The organism is Variovorax sp. PEI5, assembly GCF_056679935.1.
The window spans coordinates 2,961,735-2,987,669 of the sequence record NZ_CM155257.1; the positions used below are offsets into that span (position 1 = coordinate 2,961,735).

Consider the following 25,935-nt stretch of genomic DNA (forward strand, 5'->3'; position numbering starts at 1 on the left):
GCGATGGCGGATGGCCCTGTGTGCGAAATCCGGAAACGACCGGTATCAGGACTCAGAACGGGATGTCGTCGTCCATGTCGTCGAAGCCCGAGGAGGACTTCGCCGGTGCCGGGGCCGGACGCGCCGCCGGTGCGCGAGGCGCCGCGGCCGGCGCGCGGGCATAACCACCGCCACCGCCGCCGCCGCCACCTTGGCCGTAGCCACCACCACCACCACCACCGTACTCGTCCTCGCCACCGCCCGACGGGCCGCCCTGGCCCTGGCGGCTGCCCAGCATCTGCATCTGGTCGACGCGGATGTCGGTGGCGTACTTCTCGACGCCATCCTTGTCCTGGTACTTGCGGGTGCGGATCTGGCCTTCGACGTAGATCTGCGAGCCCTTGCGCAGGTACTGCGCGGCGATCTCGGCCAGGCGGCCGTTGAAGACCAGGCGGTGCCATTCGGTGGCCTCGCGCATCTCGCCGCTCTGCTTGTCCTTCCACTTGTCGGTGGTGGCCAGGGTGGCGTTGCAGACCTGATCACCGCTCGGGAAGGTCCGGGTTTCGGGATCGCGGCCGAGGTTGCCGACGAGGATGACTTTGTTGACCGATGCCATGGATGCACTGCTCCTGATGAAGGAAGGAAAGGAGAAGGAAAAAGGGGAAGGACGAAGATTGTGCCGCAGCGGCCGAAGTCAATCTCTGCGTCCTCGAAATCGTCGGCATGCAGGAGCAAAGGCGGCATCGGGGCCGCCGGAATGGCCGAGGACGGGCGCGGCCGGAACCGGGCACTTATCATGCTTGGTTGGCCTCCTGTTCCCTCCGCTCCTCCTCCCCCGCCCGTGAACGCTCCTGAAGACAACGCCTATCTGGGCGCCGTGCTCGCGCAGCAGCGCATCAGCATCCGCGGCGCGCGGACCCACAACCTCAAGAACGTCGATCTCGACATCCCGCGCAACAAGCTGGTGGTGATCACCGGCCTGTCGGGTTCGGGCAAGTCGAGCCTGGCCTTCGACACGCTCTATGCCGAGGGCCAGCGCCGCTATGTCGAGAGCCTGTCGGCCTATGCGCGGCAGTTCCTGCAGCTGATGGACAAGCCCGACGTCGATGTCATCGAGGGCCTGTCGCCGGCCATCAGCATCGAGCAGAAGGCCACCAGCCACAACCCGCGCTCCACCGTGGGCACCGTCACCGAGATCCACGACTACCTGCGCCTGCTGTTCGCCCGCGCCGGCACGCCGTTCTGCCCGGAGCATCACCTGCCGCTGCAGGCGCAGACGGTCTCGCAGATGGTGGACGCGGTGATCGCGCTGCCGGACGAGCCGCGCCTGATGATCCTGGCGCCGGTCGCGCGCGAGAAGAAGGGCGAGTTCGTCGAGCTGTTCGCCGAGATGCAGGCCGCCGGCTACGTGCGCTTCCGGGTCGATGGCCAGACCTACGAATACAACGACCTGCCCAAGCTGAAGAAGACCGAGAAGCACGACATCGATGTCGTCATCGACCGCTTGCGCGCGCGCCCCGACATGCAGCAGCGCCTGGCCGAGAGCTTCGAGGCCGCCCTGCGGCTGGCCGACGGCCGCGCGCTGGCCGTCGAGATGGACGCGCCGGCCGATGGCGGCACGGCCACGCCGACCAGCCTGCCGGCCGCGCCGCGCGAGCACCTGTTCAATGCCAAGTTCGCCTGCCCGGTGTGCCACTACTCGCTGGCCGAGCTCGAGCCACGCCTGTTCTCCTTCAACTCGCCCGTGGGCGCCTGCCCGAGCTGCGACGGCCTGGGCCATCGCGAGTTCTTCGATCCGGCGCGCGTGGTGGCCTTTCCCTCGCTCTCGCTGGCCAGCGGCGCGGTCAAGGGCTGGGATCGCCGCAACGGCTACTACTTCAGCATGCTCGAGAGCCTGGCGGCCCACTACGACTTCGACATCGAGGCGCCCTTCGAGTCGCTGCGCGCCGAGGTCCGGCACGTGCTGCTCCAGGGTTCCGGCGAGGAGCTGATCAAGTTCGACTACACGATGGAGTCGGGTGCCTCGGCCGGCAAGAAGCTGGTCAAGAAGCATCCCTTCGAGGGCATCATCCCCAACCTGGAGCGACGCTACCGGGAGACCGATTCGACCACCGTGCGCGACGACCTGGCGCGCTACCGCAACCTGCAGCCCTGCCCCGAATGCGGTGGCTCGCGGCTGCGGCGCGAGGCGCGCCACGTGTTCCTGGTCGACGAGACGCCGCGCGCGGCCGGGGCCGAGGCCGAGGTCGGCATGGCGCCCGCGCGGAAGGCGATCTACGAGATCAGCCACCTGACGCTGCGCGACTGCCTGGCGTACTTCCAGGGCCTGCACCTGCGCGGCGCCAAGGCCGAGATCGCCGACAAGATCGTGCGCGAGATCGGCCTGCGGCTGAAGTTCCTGAACGACGTCGGCCTGAACTACCTGAGCCTGGATCGCAGCGCCGAGACGCTCTCGGGCGGCGAGGCGCAGCGCATCCGGCTGGCCTCGCAGATCGGCTCGGGCCTGACGGGCGTGATGTACGTGCTCGACGAGCCCAGCATCGGCCTGCACCAGCGCGACAACGACCGCCTCATCGGCACGCTCAAGCATCTGCGCGACATCGGCAACAGCGTGATCGTGGTCGAGCACGACGAGGACATGATCGCCGCCGCCGACCACGTGATCGACATGGGCCCGGGCGCCGGCGTGCATGGTGGTCGCGTGATGGCCGAGGGCACCTATGCCCAGGTGCTGGCCAACCCGCAGTCGCTCACCGGGCAGTACCTCTCGGGCGCGCGCAGGATCGAGGTGCCGCGCCATCGCACCGCCTGGCTGCCGGCGGTCGCCAAGCCGGCCTTCAACGAGGGCAGGAAGGCCTCGCGCTTCCCGCAGAGTCCGGCGGCCGAGCGCCGCGCCGCGCGCGAGGCGCAGCACCGCGCCACGCAGACCGCGCTGCAGGAGATCCGCGTCGTCGGCGCCAGCGGCAACAACCTGAAGGACGTGAGCGTGGCGTTTCCGGTCGGCCTGCTGACCTGCGTGACCGGCGTGTCGGGCTCGGGCAAGTCGACCCTGGTGAACGACACGCTCTATGCCGCCGTGGCGCGTACGCTCTACCGCGCGCACGAGGAGCCCGCCGCGCACGAGTCGATCGAGGGCATCGAGTATTTCGACAAGGTCATCAATGTCGACCAGAGCCCGATCGGCCGCACGCCGCGCAGCAACCCGGCGACCTACACCGGCCTGTTCACGCCGATCCGCGAGCTGATGGCCGAGACCAACACCGCGCGCGAGCGCGGCTACGGCCCCGGCCGCTTCAGCTTCAACGTCGCCGGCGGGCGCTGCGAGGCCTGCCAGGGCGACGGCATGGTCAAGGTGGAGATGCACTTCCTGCCCGATGTCTACGTGCCGTGCGAGGTCTGCCATGGCCAGCGCTACAACCGCGAGACGCTGGAGGTGCAGTACAAGGGCCGCAACATCGCGCAGATCCTGGACATGACGGTGGAGGCCGCGCACGAGTTCCTGAAGGCCGTGCCGACCATCGAGCGCAAGCTGCACACCCTGCTCGACGTCGGCCTGTCCTATGTCAAGCTCGGTCAGGCCGCGACCACGCTGTCGGGCGGCGAGGCGCAGCGCGTGAAGCTGGCGCTGGAGCTCTCCAAGCGCGACACCGGCCGCACGCTCTACATCCTCGACGAGCCGACCACCGGCCTGCACTTCGCCGACATCGAACTGCTGCTGAAGGTGCTCCACCAGCTGCGCGACGCCGGCAACACCATCGTGGTGATCGAGCACAACCTCGATGTCATCAAGACCGCCGACTGGCTGATCGACATCGGCCCCGAGGGCGGCGCGGGTGGCGGCACGGTGGTGGGAGAGGGGACGCCGGAGGACATCGCGGCGAACGAGGCGAGCCACACGGGACGGTACCTCAAGCGCCTGCTGGCGGCGCCGCAGTGAGGGTGTCGGCCGCGGCTACTCGGGTGCCTGGAGGACCGAGGGTGCGGGAACGTTCGTCAACGTCGTCGCGGGATCGATCTTCTGGAGGAAGCGCGTCATCGAGACGACCGTCACGATGTCGATCTTGCCGGCATAACGGCGCTTGCTCGGATGGTCGTCGAAGGCCACGTTCGCACGAAACATGCGGCCGCCCAGTCGCGTCATTGGACCCAGATCGAGCGTGGTCGGCTCGTAGCCCATGAGCTTGAGCCACTGCTGGGACTTCTCCCGGTCGTCGATGTCGATCTTGTCGGCATAGGCCTTGGTCAACAGTTCGAGCGCCCACTGGTTGGAGTTCTCATACCGTGTGGCGAAAGGGTACGCCAGCATGTTGTAGTGCGGCGTGAACAGCGCCAGGTATTGCGCCGGGTCCGAGAGCCTGACCAGGAGCTGGTGCTGGGCTTCGACCGAAGGGATGATGATCAGCGACTCGTAGCTGAACAGGTCGTCGAGGAAGAAGTTGGCGAGCCCTTGGCGCCAGATCGCCGCATCGGCGGTGCCGCAGGTGTTGAGCAGATGCACGACGCGCCACTGGCCGGAGGCGGAATCCTTGAGGACGAAGCCGAGATGGGAATGGCGCAGGCCGTATGTCGAGAGATCCTGTCCCACCCGGGCGACGAGTGCCACCTCGGGTCGGGCCTGGTCCAAGGCCGTGGAGAGTGCCTGCGCGGCACCGAATGCCAGTCGCACCGACGAGGGGCGCGGCGGCGTGTCGACACAGGCCTGGCCCGCCCTGGCGCCCGACGACAGGCCGAATGCCAGGGCGATGGCGCAGGCTGCCAGTTCCAGGATGCTCGCCCGCTTCATCGGGACAGCCTGGATTGGTACAGCAATTCCTTGCCGATCTCGTTCGGCACGAAAGCCAGAATCCTTCCGGACGCGACGAGCGTGTGGCCGGTCGACTCCGTCACCACCTTGATGACGTTGCCCGTCGAGAGGCCGATGTCCTTGACGATCGGAGACGAGACCTGGATGACCGCCTTGCTGCCATCGACGGTGTTCTGCAGGACCACGGAAGCGGTTTCGCCGACCACCTGTCCGATCCCGGCGACGATGAACAGGGTGCCGGCGGTGAAGAAGGCGCTGGCCTCGAGTGGATGGCCGTTGACCGACGCCAGTGGCGAGAGTGCCATGCTGACGGCTCCCAGGCCGGCGGTCTGGCTGCCCTCCGCCGCGTGGGCCAGGGAAGTGAATGTCAGTGGTTGTGCCAGTGCGAGGACGACGACGCAGAGGTGCTTGAGCTTCATTGGAAGGGTCCGGAATCCGTCAGCGCGAAGCCGAGCGGGAATAGGTGCAAAAGATGAAATCCCACAGCGGGGAGGTGACGCCGAAATTGGTCTCGCGGCCCCGCTGGTGATGCAGTTCATGATTTCGCGTCAGCACGCGAAGGATGGGCAGCTGCTGATAGGTGGTGCGATGGATCGCGTAATGCACGACCAGGTAGCAGAAGTAGCCCAGCATGAATCCCGCATGGAACGACAGCAGTCCGAGATGCCACGCGGGAATCAGGAGCAGGGCATAGGCCGCGCAGATCGGAACGCCGGAGATGCCGATGTAGGCCGTGGGATCGAGGTGATGCGCCCAGTGATCCCTCCGGAACCGCCTGTGGAACAGGAAGCGATGGACCGCGTATTCCACGAACGACCATGTCAGTGCGCCGATGGCGATCCGTGTCGACGAGATCCGGGCTGGCCAGACAGCGAGTCCGAACAGGAGCGGGACGAGTGCGAAGTCGATCGTGTATTGGAAAGGCGTCAGTTGCCAATTTTTTGAGGCGGCCATGTTTTTCGGGTGCAGGCGCGCGTCCGGAACCGGACGCGGAACGAAGCGAAGCCGCAAACGGAATTCGTTCGCCTTGGCGGCTTGAGGACGGAGGAAGGAACGCGCGGGGCGGGCCCACGCACCCAGGAATCGGGCTAGGGCGCAGACGGCCGGGATTGCCGGCGGGCCTGGAGAAGCGGATGCGGATGTGCTCTTGACGCCGAGCGTGCGTGTGACAGTGACATTGGATTCCCTTTGGATGTGCAACCCTCTATGGGGTCGTTCGCACGGGCCGATTATGGCCGAAGGCGCTGGGTCGGCAATCCCGGTGCCATGCCCGATGTCGGAGCGACCGGGCCGTGGCGTCTTCCTCTCAACGCACCACCAGCCCCTTCAAGGCCGGGTCCGCCGGCGGCACCGCCAGCTTCATCTCCCTGAGCGTCTTCACCAGCAACTGCGCGATCATGAGGTTGCGATGCGTCTTGCTGTCGGCCGGGATCACGTACCAGGGCGCGGCCTCGGTCGAGGTGGCGTCGAGCGCCCTGGCATAGGCGTCCTGGTAGGCATCCCAGTGCGCGCGGGCATCGAGGTCGCCCAGGCTGAACTTCCAGTGCTTGGCCGGGTCGTCGATGCGCGCCTGCAGGCGCTTCCTCTGCTCTTCCTTGCCGATGTGCAGCATGCACTTCAGCACCACCGTGCCGGTCTCCACGAGCAGGCGCTCGAAGTCGTTGATCTGGTCGTAGCGGCGCTTCAGGTCGGACTTGGCGAGCGAGCCGTCGACCACCGGGACCAGCACGTCCTCGTAGTGGCTGCGGTTCCAGACGCCGATCTCGCCGGCGCGCGGCACCACCGCATGGCAGCGCCACAGGAAGTCGTGCGCCCGCTCGTCGATCGATGGCGCCTTGAAGGCGGCGACCCGCACGCCCAGCGGCGAGGTGCGCGAGAACACCCAGCGCACGGTGCCGTCCTTGCCGCTGGTGTCGGTGCCCTGCAACACCAGCAGCAGCTTGCGTCGGCCTTCGGCGTGCAGCAGGTTCTGCAATCCGTCGAGTTCCTCGGCGAGCGCGTCGAGGCGCTCGCGCCGGTCGCGCTCGTCGCCCTTCATGAAGGGCGTGTCGTCGGGGTCGATGTCGCCCAGGCGCACCTTGCCGCCGATGCGGTATTTGCCGAAGCTCTTCATGCGAGGGCGTCCTTTCGAGACCGATGGGAAGGAGGGGAAGGGGCGAGCGGAGCGCGACGCGTCCTCAACGCATGCCGATGCGGGCCTCGGCGCCGAACAGCGCCTTGGCCTCGCGCGGCTGCGAGCGCCAGTACTGCGGCGGCACGGAGACCTCGGCGCCCAGCTCCATGGCGGCGCGCCACGGCCAGTGCGGCTCGAACAGCATGGCCCGGCCGATGGCGACGGCATCGGCCCGGCCCTCGGCGACGATGGCCTCGGCCTGCGCCGGTTCGGTGACCAGGCCGACCGCGAAGGTCGGCAGCCCGGCGGCCGCCTTGATCGCCTCGGCCAGCGGCACCTGGTAGCCCGGGCCGAGCGTGATCTTCTGCTGCGGGGAGACCCCGCCGGAGGACACGTCGATGAACGCGCAGCCGTGCGCGGCCAGTTCCCGGGCGAAGACGCAGCTCTGCGCCACGTCCCAGCCGCCGTCGACCCAGTCGGTGGCCGAGATGCGCACGCCCACCGGCAGGCGCGCGGGCACGGTGGCGCGCACCGCATCGAGGACTTCCAGCGGAAAGCGCATGCGGTTCTCCAGCGAGCCGCCATAGCCGTCGTCGCGCCGGTTGGCGATGGGCGAGAGGAACTGGTGCAGCAGGTAGCCATGCGCCGCATGCAGCTCGAGGGCGTCGATGCCCAGCGCGTCGGCGCGCTGGGCGGCCCGTACGAAGGCCTGCTTGACGCGCGCCAGGCCGGCGGCGTCGAGCGCGACCGGCGCCGGATCGCCCTCCGCGTGCGGCAGCGCCGATGGCGCCGAGGTCGTCCAGCCGCCTTCGTCGGCGCGCAACGCCTGGCCGCCGCCCCAGGGCACGTGGCTCGATGCCTTGCGCCCGGCGTGGCCGAGCTGCATGGCGATCGGCATGCGGGAGTGGCGACGCACGGCCGCCAGCACGCGCGCCAGCGCGGCCTGGTTGTCGTCCGTGTAGAGGCCGAGGTCGGCCGGCGTGATGCGGCCTTCGGCCTCGACCGCGGTGGCCTCGATGACGAGCAGCCCGGCGCCCGACATGGCCAGCTGGCCCAGGTGCATCAGGTGCCAGTCGCCGGCATTGCCGTCCTCGACGGCGTACTGGCACATCGGCGAGACGACGATGCGGTTGGCCAGCGTCAGCGGGCCGAGGGCGAGGGGATCGAAGAGATGAGTCATGAACGTACGCGGACCATGCCTTCCTGTGCCATCGATGCGACCAGTCTGCCGTCGCGGGTGAACATGCTGCCCCGGCTGAGGCCGCGGCCCCCACCGGCGCTCGGAGAGTCCATGGTGTAGAGCAGCCAGTCGTCGAGGCGGAAATCGCGATGGAACCACATCGCGTGGTCCAGGCTTGCCAGACGCAGGCGCGGTTGCGCGTAGCTCAGGCCGTGCGGCAGCAGCGCCGCGCCCAGCAGGCCATGGTCCGATGCGTAGGCGAGCAGGGCGCGATGCACGACCGGATCGTCGGGCAGCGGGGCGATGGCGCGCAGCCAGACCGAGCGCGTGGGCGCGCGCGGCACGGGCGCGAGCAGGTCGTCGTCCTCGACGCTGCGGAATTCCAGGCCGTGCGGTCGCAGGGCCTTCACGCGCATGCGTTCGGGGATGCGGTCGACGAGGTCGAAGCGGCGTTCGAGATCGCTGCGCAGCGACTCCGGCGGCGGTGGCCCGGGCATGGCCGACTGGTGCTCGACACCGTCCTCGACGGTCTGGAACGACGCCGACATCTCGAAGATCACGCGCTCCTGCTGGCGCGCGACGACATGCCGCGTCGTGAAGCTGCGCCCGTCGCGCACGCGGTCGACCGCGTACTCGATGGGCGCGTGCTCGCCGGGAAGCAGGAAATAGGCGTGCATGGAATGCACCGGCCGTTCGGCCTCGACCGTCTGGCTGGCCGCCATCAGGGCCTGGCCGAGCACCTGCCCGCCGAAGACCGCCGGGGTGCCGATGTTCTGGCTCTGCCCCTGGAAGCGGTCGTCGCCCAGCGGCTGCAGGCGCATGAGCGCGACCAGGCGGTCGACGAGGGCGGCGGGCGTGGGCGCCGCCGCCGGCATGGAAGGCGCGGGTGCGCTGGAATGGGAGGAGTCGTTCATCGGAGGTCTGGAGAATCTGCGGTCACCATAGCAAAGACGCGCCGGCGCCGTTGTCCCGGTCGTGCCCGGCCGTGCCCCGCCCTGCATCGTGGGACGCCTCGGAATTCCATGGCCGACCCTGGTCCGTTGATTCCCGCATGCGCGCGCCAACGGGCCGGGGCGCGGACAATCGGGCCCATGGAAAAGCAGCGCATCGTGGTGGGCCTGAGCGGCGGAGTCGATTCCGCGGTCACGGCGCACCTGCTCAAGCAACAGGGCCACGAGGTGGTCGGCATCTTCATGAAGAACTGGGAGGACGACGACGACGACGAATACTGCTCGTCGAACGTCGACTTCATCGATGCGGCGGCGGTCGCCGACGTGCTGGGCATCGAGATCGAGCACGTCAACTTCGCGGCCGACTACAAGGATCGCGTGTTCGCCGAATTCCTGCGCGAGTACCAGGCCGGCCGCACGCCCAATCCGGACGTGCTGTGCAATGCCGAGATCAAGTTCAAGGCCTTCCTCGACCACGCGATGCGCCTGGGCGCGGAAAAGATCGCCACCGGCCACTATGCCCGGGTGCGCCACGACGCGGCGAGCGGCCGCCACCAGCTGCTCAAGGGACTCGACCCCGCCAAGGACCAGAGCTACTTCCTCCACCGGTTGAACCAGGCGCAGCTCTCGAAGACCCTGTTCCCGGTCGGCGAGCTGAAGAAGACCGAGGTGCGCCGCATCGCCGACGAGATCGGCCTGCCCAATGCCAGGAAGAAGGATTCGACCGGCATCTGCTTCATCGGCGAGCGGCCGTTCCGCGACTTCCTCAACCGCTACATCTCCAAGGCGCCGGGCCCGATCAAGGACGAGCGCGGACGCACGCTGGGCGAACACCAGGGACTGAGCTTCTACACGCTGGGCCAGCGCCAGGGCCTGGGCATCGGTGGCGTGAAGGCGCGCGGCGCCGAACTGAAGGCCATCGAGGCCCAGGGCCTGCGCGGCGTGGGAGCGCACGCGCCGTGGTTCGTGGCGCGCAAGGACATCGAGCGCAACACGCTGTGGGTGGTGCAGGGCCATGACCATCCCTGGCTGCTCTCGCATGCGCTGACGGCCGACGACATGAGCTGGGTCGCCGGCGTGCCGCCGGCGGCGGGTGACCATGCCGCCAAGGCGCGCTATCGCCAGCTCGACGCGACCTGCCGGCTGCGCGACGACCCGGACGGATTCCGGCTCGACTTCGACGAGGCGCAGTGGGCCGTCACGCCGGGCCAGTCGGCGGTGGTCTACCAGGGCGAGGTGTGCCTGGGCGGCGGCGTCATCACGCGCGCGGTGCCGCTGGCCGAACGCTGAAGCGCCGCGCTGGGGTTCAGGCGTCGCCGGCGTCCGGCGGCAGGGCGACCGAGGCGTCGGTATGGATCAGCTCCAGCGGGTAGCGCTGGCCCGCGAGATAGTCCTCGATGCAGCGCAGCAGCAGGGGACTGCGATGCCGATCGACGCTGGCCCGCAGTTCGTCGATGTCCATCCACAGGGTCCGCACGATGCCGTCGTCGAGCGTGCGGTCGGCCTCGAAGGCGCCGAGCGTGCCGGCGAACGCGAAGCGCAGGTAGGTGATGTCCTGTTCGCCATCGGTGCCCGGGCGCGCGGCCGGGCGCTGGAAGCGAGCCATGTAGACCCCGACCAGCGCATCCGGCGTGAAGTGGTGGGCGGTCTCCTCCAGCGTCTCGCGGGCGCAGCCCTCGGCCGGCGACTCGCCCGGATCGAGATGGCCGGCGGGCGTGTTGAGCTTCAGGCCGGCCGAGGTGTGTTCCTCGACCAGCAGGAAGCGGCCTTCGCGTTCGATCACCGCCGCTACGGTGACATTGGGTTTCCAGCGGGGACGCGATGCGGTCATGGGACGGAGTTCTCGTGGGAGCACCCGGCGCCAGAGCCGGGACAGCAGCGACTGTAGCGCCGCCACTTGCTCGAGCCATCCGCCATGCGGAGGTCAGGTCGTGGGCGCGGGCGCGGGCGTGGGCGTGGGCTTGGCGCTGATGTCGATGCGCGTGGCCGCGCTGGCGTCCACGCCGACGTCCGCGCCCGCCTCGAGGCTGGAGACCGCGAAGTCCTCGGAGTCGACCGCCTCCAGGCGATAACCCAGGCCGTAGATCGCGGACAGCAGGAAACCGCGCGACGGTCGCAGATCGAGCTTGTTGCGCAACCGCGAGACGTGGGTGTCGAGCGAGCGCGAGGAGGTCTGGTCGCTGATGCCCCAGATGGCTTCGCGCAGGTGCTCGCGCGACAGCAGCCGGCCGATGTTCTGGAACAGGAACAGCGCCAGTTCGTATTCCCGGTGCTTGAGTTCGGCCTGCACGCCGTTCACCTTGAGCATGCGTCGCTGCGGCAGGAAGTGATAGGGGCCGATCGTCAGTTCGGTGTCGTGCCGTGCCGGATAGGCGCGCCGCAGCAGGGCATGGACGCGGGCCTCGAGTTCCGCGGTGCGCAGCGGCTTCAGCATGAAATCGTCGGCGCCGACCGTGAGCCCCTCGACCATGTCGGCCTCCTCGTGCCGGTGGGTCACGAAGAGGATCGGAATCCGGTTGTTGAAATCGTCGCGGATGCGTTTGACCACCGCCGGGCCCGGCATGTCGGGCAGGGTCCAGTCGAGGATAAGCAGATCGAAGCTTTGCTGGCGCAGGTCGCGCAGCAGCGGTTTGGCCAGCCCGTAGCCATGGCACTCGTGCCCCATCCGCTCCATCGTCGAGCACATCAGATCGCGTTGGCTGGACTCGTCGTCGAGCGCTGCAATTCGCATTTTCATATCCCCTTGGTGCTGGGTCGGCATGCCGCGACGTCGGCGTTTATGCAAACCATAGTACTAATTTCAAATGTTAACCCGATCATTTCCGATGCTGCAAACGCAAGGGCGATCAGTCACTTGGATACCGGTGAAAAGCGCACGAACCTTGAACTTGGTGTCGTCCCGCGGCGCATTGAAACTCAGTTCGTCACTGGGGAAAGTGTTGGACTGACACTTGTTTTCATTTGTAGGACGTGCATTTGACGAGCGCTAACCCGCATGTCGGCTGGCGGGGGGTTCGAGTAAGCTCATTTCGAAGAACAAGGACACGGGCGCTGTCCGAGGAGATTGCTGATGAGGATAGGCATACCTGCCGAAACGGCAGTGGATGAGACCCGGGTGGCCGTCACTCCCGAAACGGCGAAAAAACTGGTGGCGCAGGGCCATGTCCTGAACATCCAGAGCGGCGCCGGCGTCGCCGCGAGCGTCACCGATGCCGCCTACGAAGCCGCGGGCGCGGTCCTCACCGATGCGGCTGGCGCCCTGGGTTGCGAGGTGGTGCTCAAGGTCAGGCCTCCATCGGAATCAGAGCAGGCCCTGCTCACGCCCGGCGCGGTCCTGGTGGGCATGCTCGAGCCTTTCGACGCCGCCGGCCTGCAGCGTCTGGCCACGGCCGGCGTCACCGCCTTCGCGCTGGAGGCGGCGCCGCGCACCACGCGCGCGCAGAGCATGGATGTGCTGTCCTCGCAGGCCAACATCGCCGGCTACAAGGCGGTGATGATCGCCGCCGACCGGTACCAGCGCTTCTTCCCGATGCTCATGACCGCCGCCGGCACCGTCAAGGCCGCCCGGGTGGTGATCCTGGGGGTGGGCGTGGCGGGGCTGCAGGCCATCGCCACGGCCAAGCGCCTGGGCGCGGTGATCGAGGCGTCCGACGTGCGCCCGAGCGTCAAGGAGCAGGTCGAGTCGCTGGGGGCGAAGTTCATCGACGTGCCCTACGAGACCGACGAGGAGCGCGAGGCCGCCGTCGGCGTGGGCGGCTATGCCCGGCCGATGCCCGCGAGCTGGCTGGCGCGCCAGCAGGTGGAGGTGGCCAAGCGCGTGGCCGCCGCCGACATCGTCATCAGCACGGCCCTCATCCCCGGGCGCGCGGCACCCACGCTGGTCACCGAGGCCATGGTCCAGGCGATGAAGCCCGGCTCGGTCATCGTCGACATCGCCGCGGGCAAGGGCGCGGACACGAGCGGGGGCCTGACCGGCGGCAACTGCACGCTGTCGGAGGCCGGGCGCACGGTCGTCAGGCACGGCGTGACGATCGTCGGCGAGACCAACCTGCCCGCGCGCGTGGCGGCCGATGCGTCGGCGCTCTACGCGCGCAACGTGCTCGATTTCCTCAAGCTGATCCTTCCCGGGGACGGCGGATTGAAGATCGACCTGGAGGACGACATCGTGGCGGCCTGCCGCGTGACGCAGGGCGGCCGGGTCACCCGCGGGTAGACGCGGGCGTCGGCGGCGGACGCGGACCGCGCGCGCCTGCAGGGCGCCCATCCACAGAAGAACGCACAACGCACAACGCATCACCGAGGAGCGCGAGAGCCATGGATCCCGTATCGCATACCGTCATCAACCTGATCATCTTCGTGCTGGCCATCTACGTGGGCTACCACGTGGTGTGGACCGTCACGCCGGCGCTGCACACGCCGCTCATGGCGGTCACCAACGCCATCTCGGCGATCGTCATCGTGGGGGCCATGCTGGCCGCGGCGCTGACGGTCACCCCGCTGGGCAAGACCATGGGCGTGCTGGCCGTGGCGCTGGCGGCGGTCAACGTCTTCGGCGGCTTCCTGGTCACGCGCCGGATGCTGGAGATGTTCCGGAAGAAGGAGCGCAAGGCGCCCGCCGCGGCCGCGGCCGCCGGCGCGAAGGGAGAGGCCCAATGAGCATGAACGTCGTCACGCTGCTCTACCTGGTGGCCAGCGTCTGCTTCATCCAGGCCCTGAAGGGCCTGTCCCACCCGACCACCTCCATCCGCGGCAACCTCTTCGGCATGAGCGGCATGGCCATCGCGGTGGTCACCACCCTGGCGCTGGTCCATGGCCAGGCCGCGATGCTGGGCGTGGGCTTCGGCAGCGGCATCGCCTGGGTGCTCGCCGCGCTGGTCGTCGGCGGTGGCGCGGGCGCCTTCATGGCCCACAAGGTCGAGATGACCAAGATGCCCGAGCTGGTGGCCTTCATGCACAGCATGATCGGCCTGGCGGCGGTGTTCATCGGGGTGGCGGCGGTGGCCGAGCCCTGGGCCTTCGGCATCACGCCGCCGCCCGTGGCGGCGGTGGCGGCCACGGCGACCACCACCGGCGCGATGCTGGTCGACGGCGTGCTGCGCTATGCCATCCCCCATGGCAACCGGCTCGAGCTCTTCCTGGGCGCGGCCATCGGCGCGATCACCTTCAGCGGCTCGGTCATCGCCTTCGGCAAGCTCTCGGGCAAGTACCGCTTCCGTCTGTTCCAGGGCGCTCCGGTGGCCTTCAAGGGGCAGCATCCGCTCAATCTGGTGCTGGGCCTGCTGACCGTGGCGCTGGGCCTGGTCTTCGTCGCCACCGAGAGCTGGGGTGCCTTCTTCGCCATGCTGGCGCTGGCCTTCGTCATGGGCGTGCTCATCATCATCCCGATCGGCGGGGCGGACATGCCGGTGGTGGTGTCGATGCTCAACAGCTACTCGGGCTGGGCCGCCGCGGGCATCGGCTTCTCGCTGAACAACGCCATGCTGATCGTCGCCGGTTCGCTGGTGGGCAGCTCCGGGGCGATCCTCTCCTACATCATGTGCAAGGCGATGAACCGCAGCTTCTTCAACGTGATCCTGGGCGGCTTCGGGGGCGAGGCGGTCACCGCCGGCGCCGCGGGCGCGGCGGTGCAGCGCCCGGTCAAGAGCGGCAGCGCCGACGACGCGGCCTTCGTGCTGTCCAACGCCGAGACGGTGGTGATCGTGCCGGGCTACGGCCTGGCGGTGGCGCGCGCGCAGCACGCGGTCAAGGAGCTCGCGGCCAAGCTCACGGAAAAGGGCATCACGGTGAAGTACGCGATCCACCCGGTGGCCGGCCGCATGCCCGGACACATGAACGTGCTGCTGGCCGAGGCCGAGGTGCCCTACGACCAGGTCTTCGAGATGGAGGACATCAACGGCGAGTTCGGCCAGGCCGACGTGGCGATCATCCTGGGCGCCAACGACGTGGTGAACCCCGCGGCCCACACCAAGGGCAGTCCGATCTACGGCATGCCCATCCTGGAGGCCTACAAGGCCAAGACCGTCATTGTTAACAAACGCTCCATGGCCGCCGGATATGCCGGCCTGGACAATGAACTCTTCTACATGGACAAGACCCTGATGGTCTTCGGCGACGCCAAGAAGGTCGTCGAGGACATGGGCAAGGCCATCGAATAGTCGAACAGAACAGCTCCAAGGATCCCTGCTCCATGAACGATCGCCCCTGGCTCACCAGCTACCCCCCAGGCGTGCCCGCCGACATCGACGTCACGCTCTATGCGTCGCTGCCGGCCCTGATGGCTGAAAGCTTCGCCACCCATGCCGACCGCACGGCCTACAGCTTCATGGGCCGCGACGCCAGCTATGCCGAGGTCGATCGCCTGAGCCGCGCCTTCGCCGCCTACCTGCAGGGACTCGGCCTGGCCAAGGGCGACCGCGTTGCCGTCATGATGCCCAACTGCACCCAGTACCCGATCGCCGTCGCGGGCATCCTGCGTGCCGGTCTGGTGCTGGTCAACGTGAATCCGCTCTACACGCCGCGTGAACTCGCCCACCAGCTCAAGGACAGCGGGGCGACGGTGATCGTGATCATGGAGAACTTCGCCGCCACGCTCGCCCAGTGCCTGGCCACGACGCCCGTCAAGCACATCGTGCGATGCGCCATGGGCGATCGCCTGGGTCTGCTCAAGGGAGCGCTCGTCAACTTCGTGGTGCGCAGGGTGAAGAAGCTGGTGCCGGCCTACGAGCTGCCCGGCGCGGTGACCTTCAACGCGGCGCTCGGGCAGGGCGCGCGCGCGACGCTCCGCCCGGTCGCCATCGGACCCGACGACATCGCGGTCCTGCAATACACCGGCGGCACCACGGGCGTCTCGAAGGGAGCGGTGCTGCTGCATCGCAACGTGATCGCCAACGTGCTGCAGTCCGAGGCCTGGAACGCGCCGGTGATGGAGAAGGTGCCCGCCGGCGAACAATCCACGAGCGTCTGCGCGCTGCCGCTCTATCACATCTTCGCCTTCACGGTGAACATGATGCTGGGGCTGCGAACGGGTGGCAAGGTGATCCTGATTCCCAATCCGCGCGATCTCTCGGCCACGCTCAAGGAGCTGTCGAAGCACACCTTCCACAGTTTCCCGGCCGTCAACACGCTCTTCAACGGACTGGCCAACCATCCGGATTTCGGCACCGTGGACTGGAGCAACCTCAAGGTCTCGCTCGGTGGCGGCATGGCCGTGCAGGGCGCGGTCGCCAAGCTCTGGCTGGAGAAGACCGGCTGCCCGATCTGCGAAGGCTACGGACTGTCGGAGACGTCGCCCTCGGTCAGCTGCAACCCGACCACCAGCACGGCCTACACCGGCACCATCGGCGTGCCCTTGCCCGGCACCTGGATGACCCTGCTGGACGACGAGGGCCGGCCCTCGGCGCCGGGGGAGGCCGGCGAGATCGCGATCAAGGGGCCGCAGGTGATGGCGGGGTACTGGCAGCGGCCCGACGAGACGGCCAAGGTCATGACCAGCGATGGCTGGTTCAAGTCGGGCGACATCGGCCGGGTCGACGAGCGCGGCTTCTTCCGCATCGTCGATCGCAAGAAGGACATGATCCTGGTGTCGGGATTCAACGTCTATCCCAACGAGGTCGAGGACGTGGTCGCCCAGCTGGAAGGGGTGCTGGAGTGCGCCGCGGTCGGCATCGCCGACGAGAAGACGGGGGAAGCCGTCAAGCTGGTGATCGTCAGGAAGAACGCCGATCTCACGGAAGCCCAGGTGCGCGCCTTCTGCCGCGAGAACCTCACCGGCTACAAGCGCCCCGCGCGCATCGAGTTCCGCACCGACATGCCCAAGACACCGGTGGGCAAGATCCTGCGGCGCGAGTTGCGCGACAAGACCTGAGGACGCCGCGCGCGAAGCCCTACTTCAACCAGCCGCGCCGGCGGAAGTACCACATCGGCCCGAGCGCGCTGGCCACCATCAATGCGATCGCATAGCCATAGCCGAAGCTCCATTCGAGCTCCGGCATGAACTTGAAGTTCATGCCATAGACGCTCGCGATCAGCGTCGGCGGCAGCAGCGCCACGCTGGCCACCGAGAAGATCTTGATGGTCTTGTTCTGGTTGATGTTGATGAAGCCGACCGTCGCATCCATCAGGAAGTTGATCTTGTCGAACAGGAAGGCGGTGTGGTTGTCCAGCGACTCGATGTCGCGCAGGATCTGGCGCGCTTCCTCGAATTGGTCGGCATTGAGCATGCGGCTGCGCATCATGAAGCTGACCGCGCGGCGCGTGTCCATCACGTTGCGGCGGATGCGCCCGTTCAGGTCCTCCTGGCGCGCGATGGCGCCCAGCACCTCGCCGGCGAGTTCGTCGCTGACATTGCCCGCCAGCACCTTCTTGCCGACCACCTCCAGCTCGTCGTAGATGTTCTCCAGCGTGTCGGCCGAGTATTCCGCGTCGGCGTCGAGCAGCTTGAGCAGCACTTCCTTGGCGTCCTCGATCAGGCCCGGCGCGCGACGCGCCCGCATGCGCAACAGGCGGAACACCGGCACGTCCTCGTCGTGGATCGAGAACAGCACGCCGCGGCTGCGCAGTTCGGCATTGTGCTGATTGAGGATGAAGGCGACACGCACCGAGCGCGGGTTCTCGTCGTCGTCGATCAGGAAGTCGCTGCGGATGTGCAGCTCGCCGTTGTCCTCCTCGTAGAAGCGCGCCGATTCCTCGATGTCCTCGTCCATCGCGTCCTCGGGGATGGACAGGCCGTAGTACTGCTTGATCCAGCGCTTCTCCTCGACCGTGGGCGATTCGAGATCGACCCAGATGGGCTGGAACTGGGACAGCTCCTCGAGGGCCTCGATCTCTTCCTGGACCAGGCGCCCGTTGGCGAGCGTGAAGATGTTGAGCATGAGCTCACTCCCGTGAAAAATCTGACGATGGGCGAGGGGTGGGGGCGCTTTCGATTCCCTCGCCGATGGCGTTCAGACGGGAGTCGAAAGCTGCCGAGACGGATAGCTTTCCAAGTCGAAATCTCCGGTTGCAGCGACGCGCGATTATGGCATCGGCCCTGGGCACTTACCCGTAGACGCCGACCATCAAAGGCGTGATCCGATCTGGATGGATGTCCAGTAAAGTCGGGTTCCGATGCCCATCGCCGCCACCGTCCCCGCCCCCGCGTCGTCCACCCTGGCCGAGCGTCTCGCCGAGGCGCTGTCGACCCTCAACGAGGCCCAGCGCGCGGCGGTCGACCATGGGATGTCGGCGGGCGACGCGGCCGGCGCCGACGCGCGTCCGCTGCTGGTGATCGCCGGCGCGGGATCGGGCAAGACCAGCACGCTGGCGCATCGCGTCGCCGGCCTGATCGCGCGGGGCACCGATCCGCAGCGGATCCTGCTGCTGACCTTCTCGCGTCGCGCGGCGCAGGAGATGACCCGCCGGGCCGGTCAGGTCGCCATGCGTGTGCTGGGACTGCGTGACGATGCCGCGCCCGCGCTGCCCTGGGCCGGAACCTTCCATGGCATCGGCGCGCGGCTGCTGCGCGAGTACGCCGGCCGGATCGGCCTGAACGAGAACTTCACCATCCACGACCGCGGCGATGCCGAGGATCTGATGGGCCTGGTGCGGCACGACCTGGGCCTGTCGTCCACGACCCGGCGCTTTCCGCAGAAGGGCACCTGCCTGTCGATCTATTCGCGCGCCGTCAACACCTGCGCGCCGCTCGGGCAGGTGCTGGCGGAAGCCTTTCCGTGGTGCGCCGAATGGGAGGTCGAGTTGAAGCGCCTCTTCGGCGCCTATGTCGATGCCAAGCAGGACCAGCATGCGCTGGACTACGACGATCTCCTGCTGTACTGGGCCGGCATGGTGTCCGACGCCGCGCTCGCGGCCGATGTCGGCGCGCGTTTCGACCACATCCTGGTGGACGAGTACCAGGACACCAACCGCCTGCAGGCCTCGATCCTGCTCGGGCTGCGACCCGATGGGCGCGGCCTCACGGTGGTCGGCGACGACGCCCAGTCGATCTATTCCTTCCGCGGGGCGACGGTGCGCAACATCCTCGATTTCCCGGGATTGTTCCAGCGGCACTCGCCCGACGGACCTCGGCCGGTGGAGGCGCGCATCGTCACGCTGGAGCGCAACTACCGCTCCACGCAGCCGATCCTCGATGTCTCCAACGCGGTCATCGCCGCCGCGGCCGAGCGGCATGCCAAGACCCTCTGGACCGACAAGCCATCGGCTGGCCGGCCGCAACTCGTGCTGGTGCCCGACGAAGCCGGACAGGCGCAATGGGTGGCCGATCGCGTGCTGGCGCATCGTGAAGGCGGCCTGGCGCTCAAGTCGCAGGCCGTGCTGTTCCGGACCTCGTACCACAGCGCGGCGCTCGAGCTCGAACTGGCGCGGCGCAACATCCCGTTCGTCAAGTACGGCGGTCTCAAGTTCCTGGAGGCGGCGCACGTCAAGGATCTGCTGGCGATCCTGCGCTTCGCCCAGAACCCGCGTGGCCGGATGGCGGGATTCCGCGTCACGCAATTCATCCCCGGCATCGGACCGGTCACCTCCGCGCGACTGCTCGATGCGATGGACGAGGCCGCCGATCCCGCCGCTGCGATGCGGGACTTCGTGCCGCCGTCCGGCGCGAAGGTGGAATGGAAGCGTTTCGCGGATGCCTATGCGGCATTGCGCCGGTCGGACCTGGCCTGGCCGGCCGACATGGAGATCGCCATGCGCTGGTACCTTCCGCATCTCGATCGCCTGTACGAGGATGCCGCCGTCCGGCGTGGCGACATCGAGCAACTCGTCCGGCTCGCCGCCGGCTACGGTTCGCGCGAGCGTTTCCTGACCGAACTGACCCTCGACCCGCCCGAAGCGACCAGCGACCGGCCCGGACCGCCGCTGCTCGACGAGGACTATCTCGTCCTGTCGACCATCCATTCGGCCAAGGGCCAGGAATGGACCTCGGTGCATGTGCTCAACGTCGTCGACGGCTGCATGCCCGCCGACGTGGCGCAGGGACCGCAGGAACTGGAAGAGGAGCGCCGGCTGCTCTACGTGGCCATGACGCGGGCCCGGGACCATCTGCACATCCTGGTGCCACAGCGCTTCTATGTCACGCAGCAGGCCGTGCGTGGCGATCGCCACATGTACGCCTCGCGGACCCGCTTCATCGCCGAAGCCGATCTCGGCCGCTTCGAGCAGGTCGTCTGGCCGCCCCCGCCGCCGCCGAGATCGGTGGTGCCACCACCACCGGCCACCATCGACCTGCTCAGCCGCATGCGGGCGGCATGGCGATGAAACGGCGATGACAGGGCGATGACGAGAGGTCGAAGGCAACTTCCGACCCGCCGGTGATGCCGGCTTCGAAGCAGCGGTTGGCCTTGCGACCGGAAGGGTCGCAGCGACTGTTTGGAAGCATGGCCTTTTTTCTTAAGGAGTGCGGGACGGTTGATCCATCAAGGCTGTCATGCTATGAATAAAATAGCATTAATGCCATTGAAACAGCCGGTTTCCAGCGGGCTGCATCGCCCTTGTTGCAATGCGCTGGCACCTTGGGCATAGTGAATCCGCGCGCTCTGATTCGCGCTTTTGTCTGACTCTTCGAGGATCGGAGGCAGGTCCATCTTTGTGCGAACGAACCCTTCACTCCCGATCATTTCCTGCGCCACATCCTGATTCCAGGAGTGTGTTTCCACCCAGGTCTTTTCGCCGATCGGTGCCTCGCTCCGAAGCACCGGTCATTTTCCCAACCGTCAATTCCAGGAGGTCATTTCATGAATTTGACGATCAGCGGTCATCACCTCGACGTTTCTCCCGCATTGCGCAATTACGTCACCACCAAGCTCGACCGGATCACCCGGCATTTCGACCAGGTGGTCGATGTCAAGGTGATTCTCACGGTGGAAAACCAGAAGGAAAAGGAACGACGCCAGAAGGCGGAATGCAACATCCACGTCAAGGGCAACGACATGTTCGCGGAATCGAGCCATGCTGATCTGTATGCCGCCGTCGACGAGTTGGTCGACAAACTCGATCGCCAGGTGGTGAGGCACAAGGATCGACTGCAGGATCATCACCATGAAGCGCCCAAACGCGTGATGTGATCCGACATCCGGGCAAGTCCTATTGCGGGCCACCTTCGGGTGGCCTTGGCTTTTTGGGATGCGGGTGCATAATCGCCCCCGCCCCGCCATCACCATGAACCGTCTCGCGTCCATCCTGCCGCCCGCTCAAGTCCTCGTGAGCGTCGACGCCACGAGCAAAAAACGTGCTTTCGAGGAAGCCGGGCTCCTGTTCGAGAACCTGCACGGCCTTGCCCGGGCACTCATCACCGACAGTCTCTTCGCCAGGGAGCGACTGGGTTCCACCGGACTCGGTCATGGCGTCGCAATTCCCCACGGCCGCATCAAGGGTCTCAAGTCGCCCATGGCGTCGGTGTTCCGGCTGGCCGATCCCATCGGGTTCGACGCGCCTGACGAACAACCTGTCGTGCTGCTGATTTTCCTGTTGGTTCCGGAAGCAGCGACTCAGAAGCATCTTGAAATCCTGTCGGAGATTGCCGAGCTCCTGAGCGACGCCAATCTGCGCGAGCAGATCAAGTCGAGCACGGACGCACAGGCGCTCCATGCCTTGATCGCCGGCTGGCAATCGGCACAGGTCATCTGAACCTTCCCTCGACGCGACGCGCATGAAACCGACGGTGATCAGCGCGGATGCCATGTTCGAGGAGTTCCGCGCGTCACTGCGTTGGGAATGGCTGGCTGGCCTGGGTGCCTCGGAGCGCCAGTTCGACCCTGACGTCATCAGTCGTGCCCAGTCCGCGGCCGATCTGGTGGGCTACCTCAACTACATCCATCCCTACCGCGTCCAGATCATGGGGATGCGCGAGGTCGCCTACCTGACGCGGGGGACCAAGGAGGATTGCGCGCGGCGCGTCGCGCGCATCGTGATGCTGGAGCCACCGATGCTCGTGCTGGCCGATGGCCAGGCCGCTCCGGACGAACTGCTCGCCATCTGCGAGCGCGCGCAACTGCCGCTCTTCGCGACGCGCGAGAGCTCCGCCTTCGTGATCGACCTGCTGCGTGCCTACCTGTCCAAGCATTTCGCCGAGCGGACGTCGATGCATGGCGTCTTCATGGACATCCTGGGCCTGGGCGTGATGATCACGGGCGAGTCGGGACTGGGAAAGAGCGAACTGGGACTCGAATTGATCTCGCGTGGCAACGGCCTGGTCGCCGACGATGCGATCGACCTGTTCCGCATCAACCAGAACACCATCGAAGGGCGTTGCCCTGAGCTGTTGCAGAACCTGCTGGAGGTGCGAGGCATCGGTCTCCTGGACATCCGCGCCATCTTCGGCGAGACGGCAGTGCGGCGGAAGATGCGCCTGAAGCTGATCGTCCATCTCGTGCGCCGCGACAGCTTCGAGCGCGACTACGAACGCATGCCCGCGGCGCCGTTGACGCAGGACGTGCTGGGCATCCCGGTCCGCAAGGTCATCATCCAGGTGGTCGCGGGACGCAACATCGCCGTGCTGGTCGAGGCCGCAGTGCGCAATTCCATCCTGCAACTGCGCGGCATCGACACCTATGCCGACTTCGTCGCCCGTCATCAGCAGGCCATGGAGAACAGCGCGGACAGCTGACGACGGACCGGAGGCCCAAACAGGCTCAGCGCTTGTGCACGCAGTCCGCGCACAGGCCATACAGCGACATCGCGTGGTCCTGCAGGATCCACCCCTTGTCCTTGGCCACGAGTTGCTGACGGCTCTCGATCTCCGCGTCGTAGAACTCCTCGACCTTGCCGCACGAGGTGCAGATCAGGTGGTCGTGGTGCGAACCCTCGTTGAGCTCATAGACCGCCTTGCCGCTCTCGAAATGACTGCGCTCCAGGATACCGGCCTGCTCGAACTGGGTCAGGACGCGATAGACGGTGGCCAGCCCGATGTCGGAGCGCTCGTTCAGCAACACGCGGAAGACATCTTCTGCGGTCATGTGCCGCTGACTGGTGGTCTGGAAGATCTGGAGGATCTTCAGGCGGGGCAGCGTGGCCTTCAGGCCCGTGCTCTTGAGTTCGTCGATGTTGCCCATGGTCTTTTCCTGCACCTGCCCTGCAGGGATGAGCCTCCGAAGGGCAGCCGTTACAATCGTCCGATCATATCGTTCCATCCTCCTTTCATGCTTGTCGATCTCCAAAGCCGTTCGCGGCTGATGGCCGCTGCCGCAGGCTTGAGCTTGCTGGCATTGACCGCCTGCAGCGGCGTCACCGAACGCACCCGGGGTGCACTGGTCGCGGTGACCCCTTACAAGGTCGAGGTGGTGCAGGGCAACTTCGTCTCCAAGGAGCAGGTCGAGTTACTCAAGCCGGGCATGTCGCGCCAGCAGGTGCGCGAGATCCTGGGCACCTCGTTGCTGACCGACGTCTTCCACTCCGATCGCTGGGATTACGTCTTCACCATCCGACGCCAGGGCGTCGAGCCCCAGCAGCGTCGTCTCACGCTGTTCTTCAACGGCGAATTGCTCGACCGCTTCGAGGGCGACCCCATGCCGAGCGAGCAGGAGTTCGTCGCCACGCTCGACACCCGCCGCCGCACGGGCCGGGTGCCGGTGCTGGAAGCCTCCGAAGCGCAGCTCGACAAGGTGGCGCCCGCGAAGGCACCGGGCACATCGGGCGGCACGAGCGAACCGCTGCCGCCGCTGCCCGCCAGCTACCCACCCTTGGAGCGCTGAGGCGCTCGATCCCATGGCGGCACGTCCCAGGCGTCGTCCCGTCGTTGTCCCGGCGTCGTGCCGCCAGGCCGGCGCTCACCTCGAAGCGGTTCCGGGTCCGTCGAACCGTTGAAGGCCTTTCCCCGTGACCTCTCCCGCTGCCTCTACCGCTTCTCCCCCTTCCCCGGCCAGCGCCACGCCGACGGCGAACGCACCGCATCGCATCGCGATCGCCGGCGCTTCCGGGCGCATGGGCCGCATGCTGATCGAGGCCGTGCGCGATGCCGCGGACTGTTCGCTGGCCGGTGCCCTCGACGTGGCGGGCAGTGCCGCGATCGGCAGCGATGCCGGTGCCTTCCTGGGCTTCGACAGTGGCGTGCCGATCGTCGACGACCTGCGCACCGGCCTGCGCGATGCGCAGGTGCTCATCGATTTCACGCGACCCGAAGGCACGCTGGCCCACCTGGCCGCATGCCGCGAACTGGGGGTGCGCGCGGTCATCGGCACCACCGGCTTCAGCGAGGCGCAGAAGGCGGAGATCGCCGACATCGCCCGGGACATCGCCATCGTGATGGCGCCCAACATGAGCGTGGGCGTGAACGTGACCCTCAAGCTGCTGGAGATGGCGGCCCGGGCCCTCTCCACCGGATACGACATCGAGATCATCGAAGCGCACCATCGCCACAAGGTCGATGCGCCCTCGGGCACCGCGCTGAAGATGGGCGAGGTGATCGCCGAGGCGCTCGGGCGCGATCTCAAGGACTGCGCCGTCTACGCGCGCGAGGGCGTGACCGGCGAGCGCGATCCGTCGTCGATCGGCTTCGCCACCATCCGCGGCGGTGACATCGTCGGCGACCACACGGTGCTCTTCGCCGGCACCGGCGAGCGCATCGAGATCACCCACAAGTCCGCCAGCCGCACGACCTATGCGCAGGGCAGCCTGCGCGCGGCGCGTTTCCTGGCGACGCGCCAGACGGGCCTGTTCGACATGTTCGACGTGCTGGGCCTGCGCTGAGAGACCGCCGGCCATGACCGCGCTGCAGCTGCTCGCACACGGTGACGGCGTCAGCCGAGCGGTGGCGGCATTGCTGGCGGCGATGTCGGTGGCCAGCTGGGTGACGATCCTGTGGAAGGCATGGCTGCTGCGCGGCGGCACGCGCGCGGTGCTGCGTGGCATCGCGGCGTTCTGGCAGGCGCCGACGCTGGCCGATGCCGAACGCGGTCTGGCAGCGTTCGACGCCTCGCGCTGGATCTCGCCCACGGTCCTGGCGCTGCGCGAGTTCGCCGCGCGCGCGCAGCGACCGTCGATGGATGTCGATTCGACGAGCCTGGGCATGGCCGGTGGTCACGATGCCCGCCTGACGCGGACCCTGCGCGATGCGCTGCACACCGTCCTGCGGCGCTTGCAGGCCGGCCAGATCCTGCTGGCCACGGTCGGCGCCACGGCACCCTTCGTCGGTCTCCTCGGCACCGTGTGGGGCATCCGGGGTGCGCTCGCGGGCATGGGCGCCGCCGGCGGCGGCCTCACCATCGACCGCGTCGCGGGCCCGGTCGGCGAGGCGCTGGTCATGACCGCCCTCGGCCTGGCGGTCGCCCTGCCGGCGGTGCTGGCCTACAACGTGTTCGGTCGCTTCATCGGCCGCATCGAGGCCGAGCTCGAGGGCTTCGCGCACGACCTGCTGGATGTCTTCGGCCAGCCCAAGCCGATGGCGGCGCCGCTGCCGCCGGCGCGACCGATGCCGGTGTGACGCGATGGCCTTCGGTCGCGGTGGTCTCGCAGGCGGTGTCTCCTCGGCGGGCGGTGGCCGCTCGACCGGTGCCGGCGGCCAGCGTCCGCTCTCCGACATCAACGTGACGCCGCTGGTCGACGTGATGCTGGTGCTGGTGGTGATCTTCATCGTCACCGCGCCCCTGATGGCGAGCGCCATCCGCGTCGATCTGCCGCGCGCCGATGCCGGCCGGGCCGCCACCACCGCCCAGCCGCCACGAGCCGCGCGCCTGTCCGTCGACGGCCGGGGCGCCCTGTTCCTCGACGACCAGCCGGTCGACGACGCGACATTGGCGACGCGCCTGCAGGACCTTGCCAGGACCGCGCCGGACACCGAGATCCAGTTGCGGGCCGACCGCGCCGTTCCCTATGGCCGCATCGTCGAGCTGATGGCCATCGCCGGCCGCGCCGGCCTCACGCGCATCGGCTTCGTCGCCGAAGCACCGGCCAGCGCGCTGGCGCGCTGACCGGACGGCGCCGC

26 protein-coding genes are annotated in these 25,935 nt (G+C 67.6%); 14 read left to right on the forward strand and 12 right to left on the reverse strand.

The features are described from left to right. Positions 1-52: 52 nt before the first annotated feature. The gene (gene ssb / locus AC1MLT_RS13615) at positions 53-595 is read right to left on the reverse strand and encodes a single-stranded DNA-binding protein (RefSeq protein WP_481032737.1); all 543 of its coding nucleotides are present in this window, start codon (positions 593-595) and stop codon (positions 53-55) included. A gap of 180 nt (positions 596-775) precedes the next feature. Here ssb and uvrA point away from each other — a divergent pair, with 180 nt between their 5' ends. Next, positions 776-3,916 (forward strand): excinuclease ABC subunit UvrA, encoded by a 3,141-nt coding sequence (gene uvrA / locus AC1MLT_RS13620; RefSeq protein ID WP_481032738.1) that lies wholly within the window; start codon positions 776-778, stop codon positions 3,914-3,916. A gap of 15 nt (positions 3,917-3,931) precedes the next feature. Here the strand turns inward: uvrA and AC1MLT_RS13625 are convergent, their stop codons facing one another. The 6 genes from AC1MLT_RS13625 to AC1MLT_RS13650 all read right to left on the reverse strand — a co-directional run bounded on the left by AC1MLT_RS13625 (position 3,932) and on the right by AC1MLT_RS13650 (position 8,990). Continuing rightward, positions 3,932-4,762: a DUF2145 domain-containing protein gene (locus AC1MLT_RS13625; RefSeq protein ID WP_481032739.1), complete on the reverse strand. Its 831-nt coding sequence runs from the start codon at positions 4,760-4,762 to the stop codon at positions 3,932-3,934. Next, the gene (locus AC1MLT_RS13630) at positions 4,759-5,202 is read right to left on the reverse strand and encodes a hypothetical protein (RefSeq protein ID WP_481032740.1); all 444 of its coding nucleotides are present in this window, start codon (positions 5,200-5,202) and stop codon (positions 4,759-4,761) included. Before AC1MLT_RS13630 ends, AC1MLT_RS13625 begins: the two co-directional genes overlap by 4 nt. 19 nt (positions 5,203-5,221) lie before the next feature. Next, on the reverse strand, positions 5,222-5,737 hold the full coding sequence (locus AC1MLT_RS13635; RefSeq protein ID WP_481032741.1) for a sterol desaturase family protein: 516 nt from the start codon (positions 5,735-5,737) through the stop codon (positions 5,222-5,224). Positions 5,738-6,089: 352 nt separating this feature from the next. Continuing rightward, positions 6,090-6,896, reverse strand: a complete 807-nt coding sequence (locus AC1MLT_RS13640; RefSeq protein ID WP_481032742.1) for a PPK2 family polyphosphate kinase — start codon at positions 6,894-6,896, stop codon at positions 6,090-6,092. A 64-nt stretch (positions 6,897-6,960) separates the two neighbouring features. Then, complete coding sequence (locus AC1MLT_RS13645) at positions 6,961-8,076, reverse strand: NADH:flavin oxidoreductase/NADH oxidase (RefSeq protein WP_481032743.1); 1,116 nt, start codon at positions 8,074-8,076, stop codon at positions 6,961-6,963. After that, complete coding sequence (locus AC1MLT_RS13650; protein WP_481032744.1) at positions 8,073-8,990, reverse strand: acyl-CoA thioesterase; 918 nt, start codon at positions 8,988-8,990, stop codon at positions 8,073-8,075. The genes AC1MLT_RS13645 and AC1MLT_RS13650 overlap by 4 nt, the downstream gene beginning before the upstream one ends. Positions 8,991-9,167: 177 nt before the next feature. Here AC1MLT_RS13650 and mnmA point away from each other — a divergent pair, with 177 nt between their 5' ends. After that, on the forward strand, positions 9,168-10,316 hold the full coding sequence (gene mnmA, locus AC1MLT_RS13655; RefSeq protein WP_481032745.1) for a tRNA 2-thiouridine(34) synthase MnmA: 1,149 nt from the start codon (positions 9,168-9,170) through the stop codon (positions 10,314-10,316). A 16-nt stretch (positions 10,317-10,332) separates the two neighbouring features. On the opposite strand, the gene AC1MLT_RS13660 is transcribed toward mnmA, so the two are convergent. Beyond that, a complete protein-coding gene (locus AC1MLT_RS13660) occupies positions 10,333-10,857 on the reverse strand; it encodes an NUDIX hydrolase (RefSeq protein ID WP_481032746.1) in 525 nt (174 codons plus the stop codon). A 93-nt stretch (positions 10,858-10,950) separates the two neighbouring features. Next, positions 10,951-11,757: a response regulator transcription factor gene (locus tag AC1MLT_RS13665; protein ID WP_481032747.1), complete on the reverse strand. Its 807-nt coding sequence runs from the start codon at positions 11,755-11,757 to the stop codon at positions 10,951-10,953. A gap of 339 nt (positions 11,758-12,096) precedes the next feature. On the opposite strand from AC1MLT_RS13665, the gene AC1MLT_RS13670 reads away from it, so the two are divergent. From AC1MLT_RS13670 to AC1MLT_RS13685, 4 genes are all read left to right on the forward strand, one after another. Further along, complete coding sequence (locus AC1MLT_RS13670; protein ID WP_481032748.1) at positions 12,097-13,239, forward strand: Re/Si-specific NAD(P)(+) transhydrogenase subunit alpha; 1,143 nt, start codon at positions 12,097-12,099, stop codon at positions 13,237-13,239. 101 nt (positions 13,240-13,340) lie between these two features. Next, a complete protein-coding gene (locus tag AC1MLT_RS13675) occupies positions 13,341-13,682 on the forward strand; it encodes an NAD(P) transhydrogenase subunit alpha part 2 (protein WP_481032749.1) in 342 nt (113 codons plus the stop codon). Continuing rightward, entirely contained in the window at positions 13,679-15,181 is a 1,503-nt protein-coding gene (locus AC1MLT_RS13680; RefSeq protein WP_481032750.1) for an NAD(P)(+) transhydrogenase (Re/Si-specific) subunit beta, read from the forward strand. The genes AC1MLT_RS13675 and AC1MLT_RS13680 overlap by 4 nt, the downstream gene beginning before the upstream one ends. 32 nt (positions 15,182-15,213) lie before the next feature. Continuing rightward, the gene (locus AC1MLT_RS13685) at positions 15,214-16,890 is read left to right on the forward strand and encodes a long-chain-fatty-acid--CoA ligase (protein WP_481032751.1); all 1,677 of its coding nucleotides are present in this window, start codon (positions 15,214-15,216) and stop codon (positions 16,888-16,890) included. A gap of 19 nt (positions 16,891-16,909) precedes the next feature. Here the strand turns inward: AC1MLT_RS13685 and corA are convergent, their stop codons facing one another. After that, positions 16,910-17,896, reverse strand: coding sequence for a magnesium/cobalt transporter CorA (gene corA, locus AC1MLT_RS13690; protein ID WP_481032752.1), 987 nt, complete (start codon positions 17,894-17,896; stop codon positions 16,910-16,912). A 235-nt stretch (positions 17,897-18,131) separates the two neighbouring features. On the opposite strand from corA, the gene AC1MLT_RS13695 reads away from it, so the two are divergent. Continuing rightward, positions 18,132-20,276, forward strand: a complete 2,145-nt coding sequence (locus tag AC1MLT_RS13695; RefSeq protein WP_481032753.1) for an ATP-dependent helicase — start codon at positions 18,132-18,134, stop codon at positions 20,274-20,276. Between the two features lie 167 nt (positions 20,277-20,443). Here AC1MLT_RS13695 and AC1MLT_RS13700 read toward each other — a convergent pair whose 3' ends face one another. Then, entirely contained in the window at positions 20,444-20,674 is a 231-nt protein-coding gene (locus AC1MLT_RS13700; RefSeq protein WP_481032754.1) for a hypothetical protein, read from the reverse strand. Positions 20,675-20,752: 78 nt separating this feature from the next. On the opposite strand from AC1MLT_RS13700, the gene hpf reads away from it, so the two are divergent. The 3 genes from hpf to hprK all read left to right on the forward strand — a co-directional run bounded on the left by hpf (position 20,753) and on the right by hprK (position 22,623). Next, on the forward strand, positions 20,753-21,082 hold the full coding sequence (gene hpf / locus AC1MLT_RS13705; protein WP_481032755.1) for a ribosome hibernation-promoting factor, HPF/YfiA family: 330 nt from the start codon (positions 20,753-20,755) through the stop codon (positions 21,080-21,082). A 94-nt stretch (positions 21,083-21,176) separates the two neighbouring features. Next, complete coding sequence (locus AC1MLT_RS13710; protein ID WP_481032756.1) at positions 21,177-21,644, forward strand: PTS sugar transporter subunit IIA; 468 nt, start codon at positions 21,177-21,179, stop codon at positions 21,642-21,644. A 22-nt stretch (positions 21,645-21,666) separates the two neighbouring features. Continuing rightward, positions 21,667-22,623: an HPr(Ser) kinase/phosphatase gene (gene hprK / locus AC1MLT_RS13715; RefSeq protein ID WP_481032757.1), complete on the forward strand. Its 957-nt coding sequence runs from the start codon at positions 21,667-21,669 to the stop codon at positions 22,621-22,623. A gap of 25 nt (positions 22,624-22,648) precedes the next feature. Here hprK and fur read toward each other — a convergent pair whose 3' ends face one another. Continuing rightward, entirely contained in the window at positions 22,649-23,068 is a 420-nt protein-coding gene (gene fur, locus AC1MLT_RS13720) for a ferric iron uptake transcriptional regulator (protein ID WP_481032758.1), read from the reverse strand. Positions 23,069-23,188: 120 nt separating this feature from the next. Between fur and AC1MLT_RS13725 the strand changes: the two genes are divergently transcribed. The 4 genes from AC1MLT_RS13725 to AC1MLT_RS13740 all read left to right on the forward strand — a co-directional run bounded on the left by AC1MLT_RS13725 (position 23,189) and on the right by AC1MLT_RS13740 (position 25,921). Then, positions 23,189-23,707 carry an outer membrane protein assembly factor BamE gene (locus tag AC1MLT_RS13725; protein ID WP_481032759.1) on the forward strand — a complete coding sequence of 173 codons (519 nt, stop codon included), beginning with the start codon at positions 23,189-23,191 and terminating at the stop codon, positions 23,705-23,707. 202 nt (positions 23,708-23,909) lie between these two features. Next, a complete protein-coding gene (gene dapB, locus AC1MLT_RS13730; protein WP_481035016.1) occupies positions 23,910-24,701 on the forward strand; it encodes a 4-hydroxy-tetrahydrodipicolinate reductase in 792 nt (263 codons plus the stop codon). Between the two features lie 13 nt (positions 24,702-24,714). Further along, positions 24,715-25,434: a MotA/TolQ/ExbB proton channel family protein gene (locus tag AC1MLT_RS13735; RefSeq protein ID WP_481032760.1), complete on the forward strand. Its 720-nt coding sequence runs from the start codon at positions 24,715-24,717 to the stop codon at positions 25,432-25,434. A 4-nt stretch (positions 25,435-25,438) separates the two neighbouring features. Then, complete coding sequence (locus AC1MLT_RS13740; protein ID WP_481032761.1) at positions 25,439-25,921, forward strand: ExbD/TolR family protein; 483 nt, start codon at positions 25,439-25,441, stop codon at positions 25,919-25,921. Positions 25,922-25,935 lie beyond the last annotated feature (14 nt).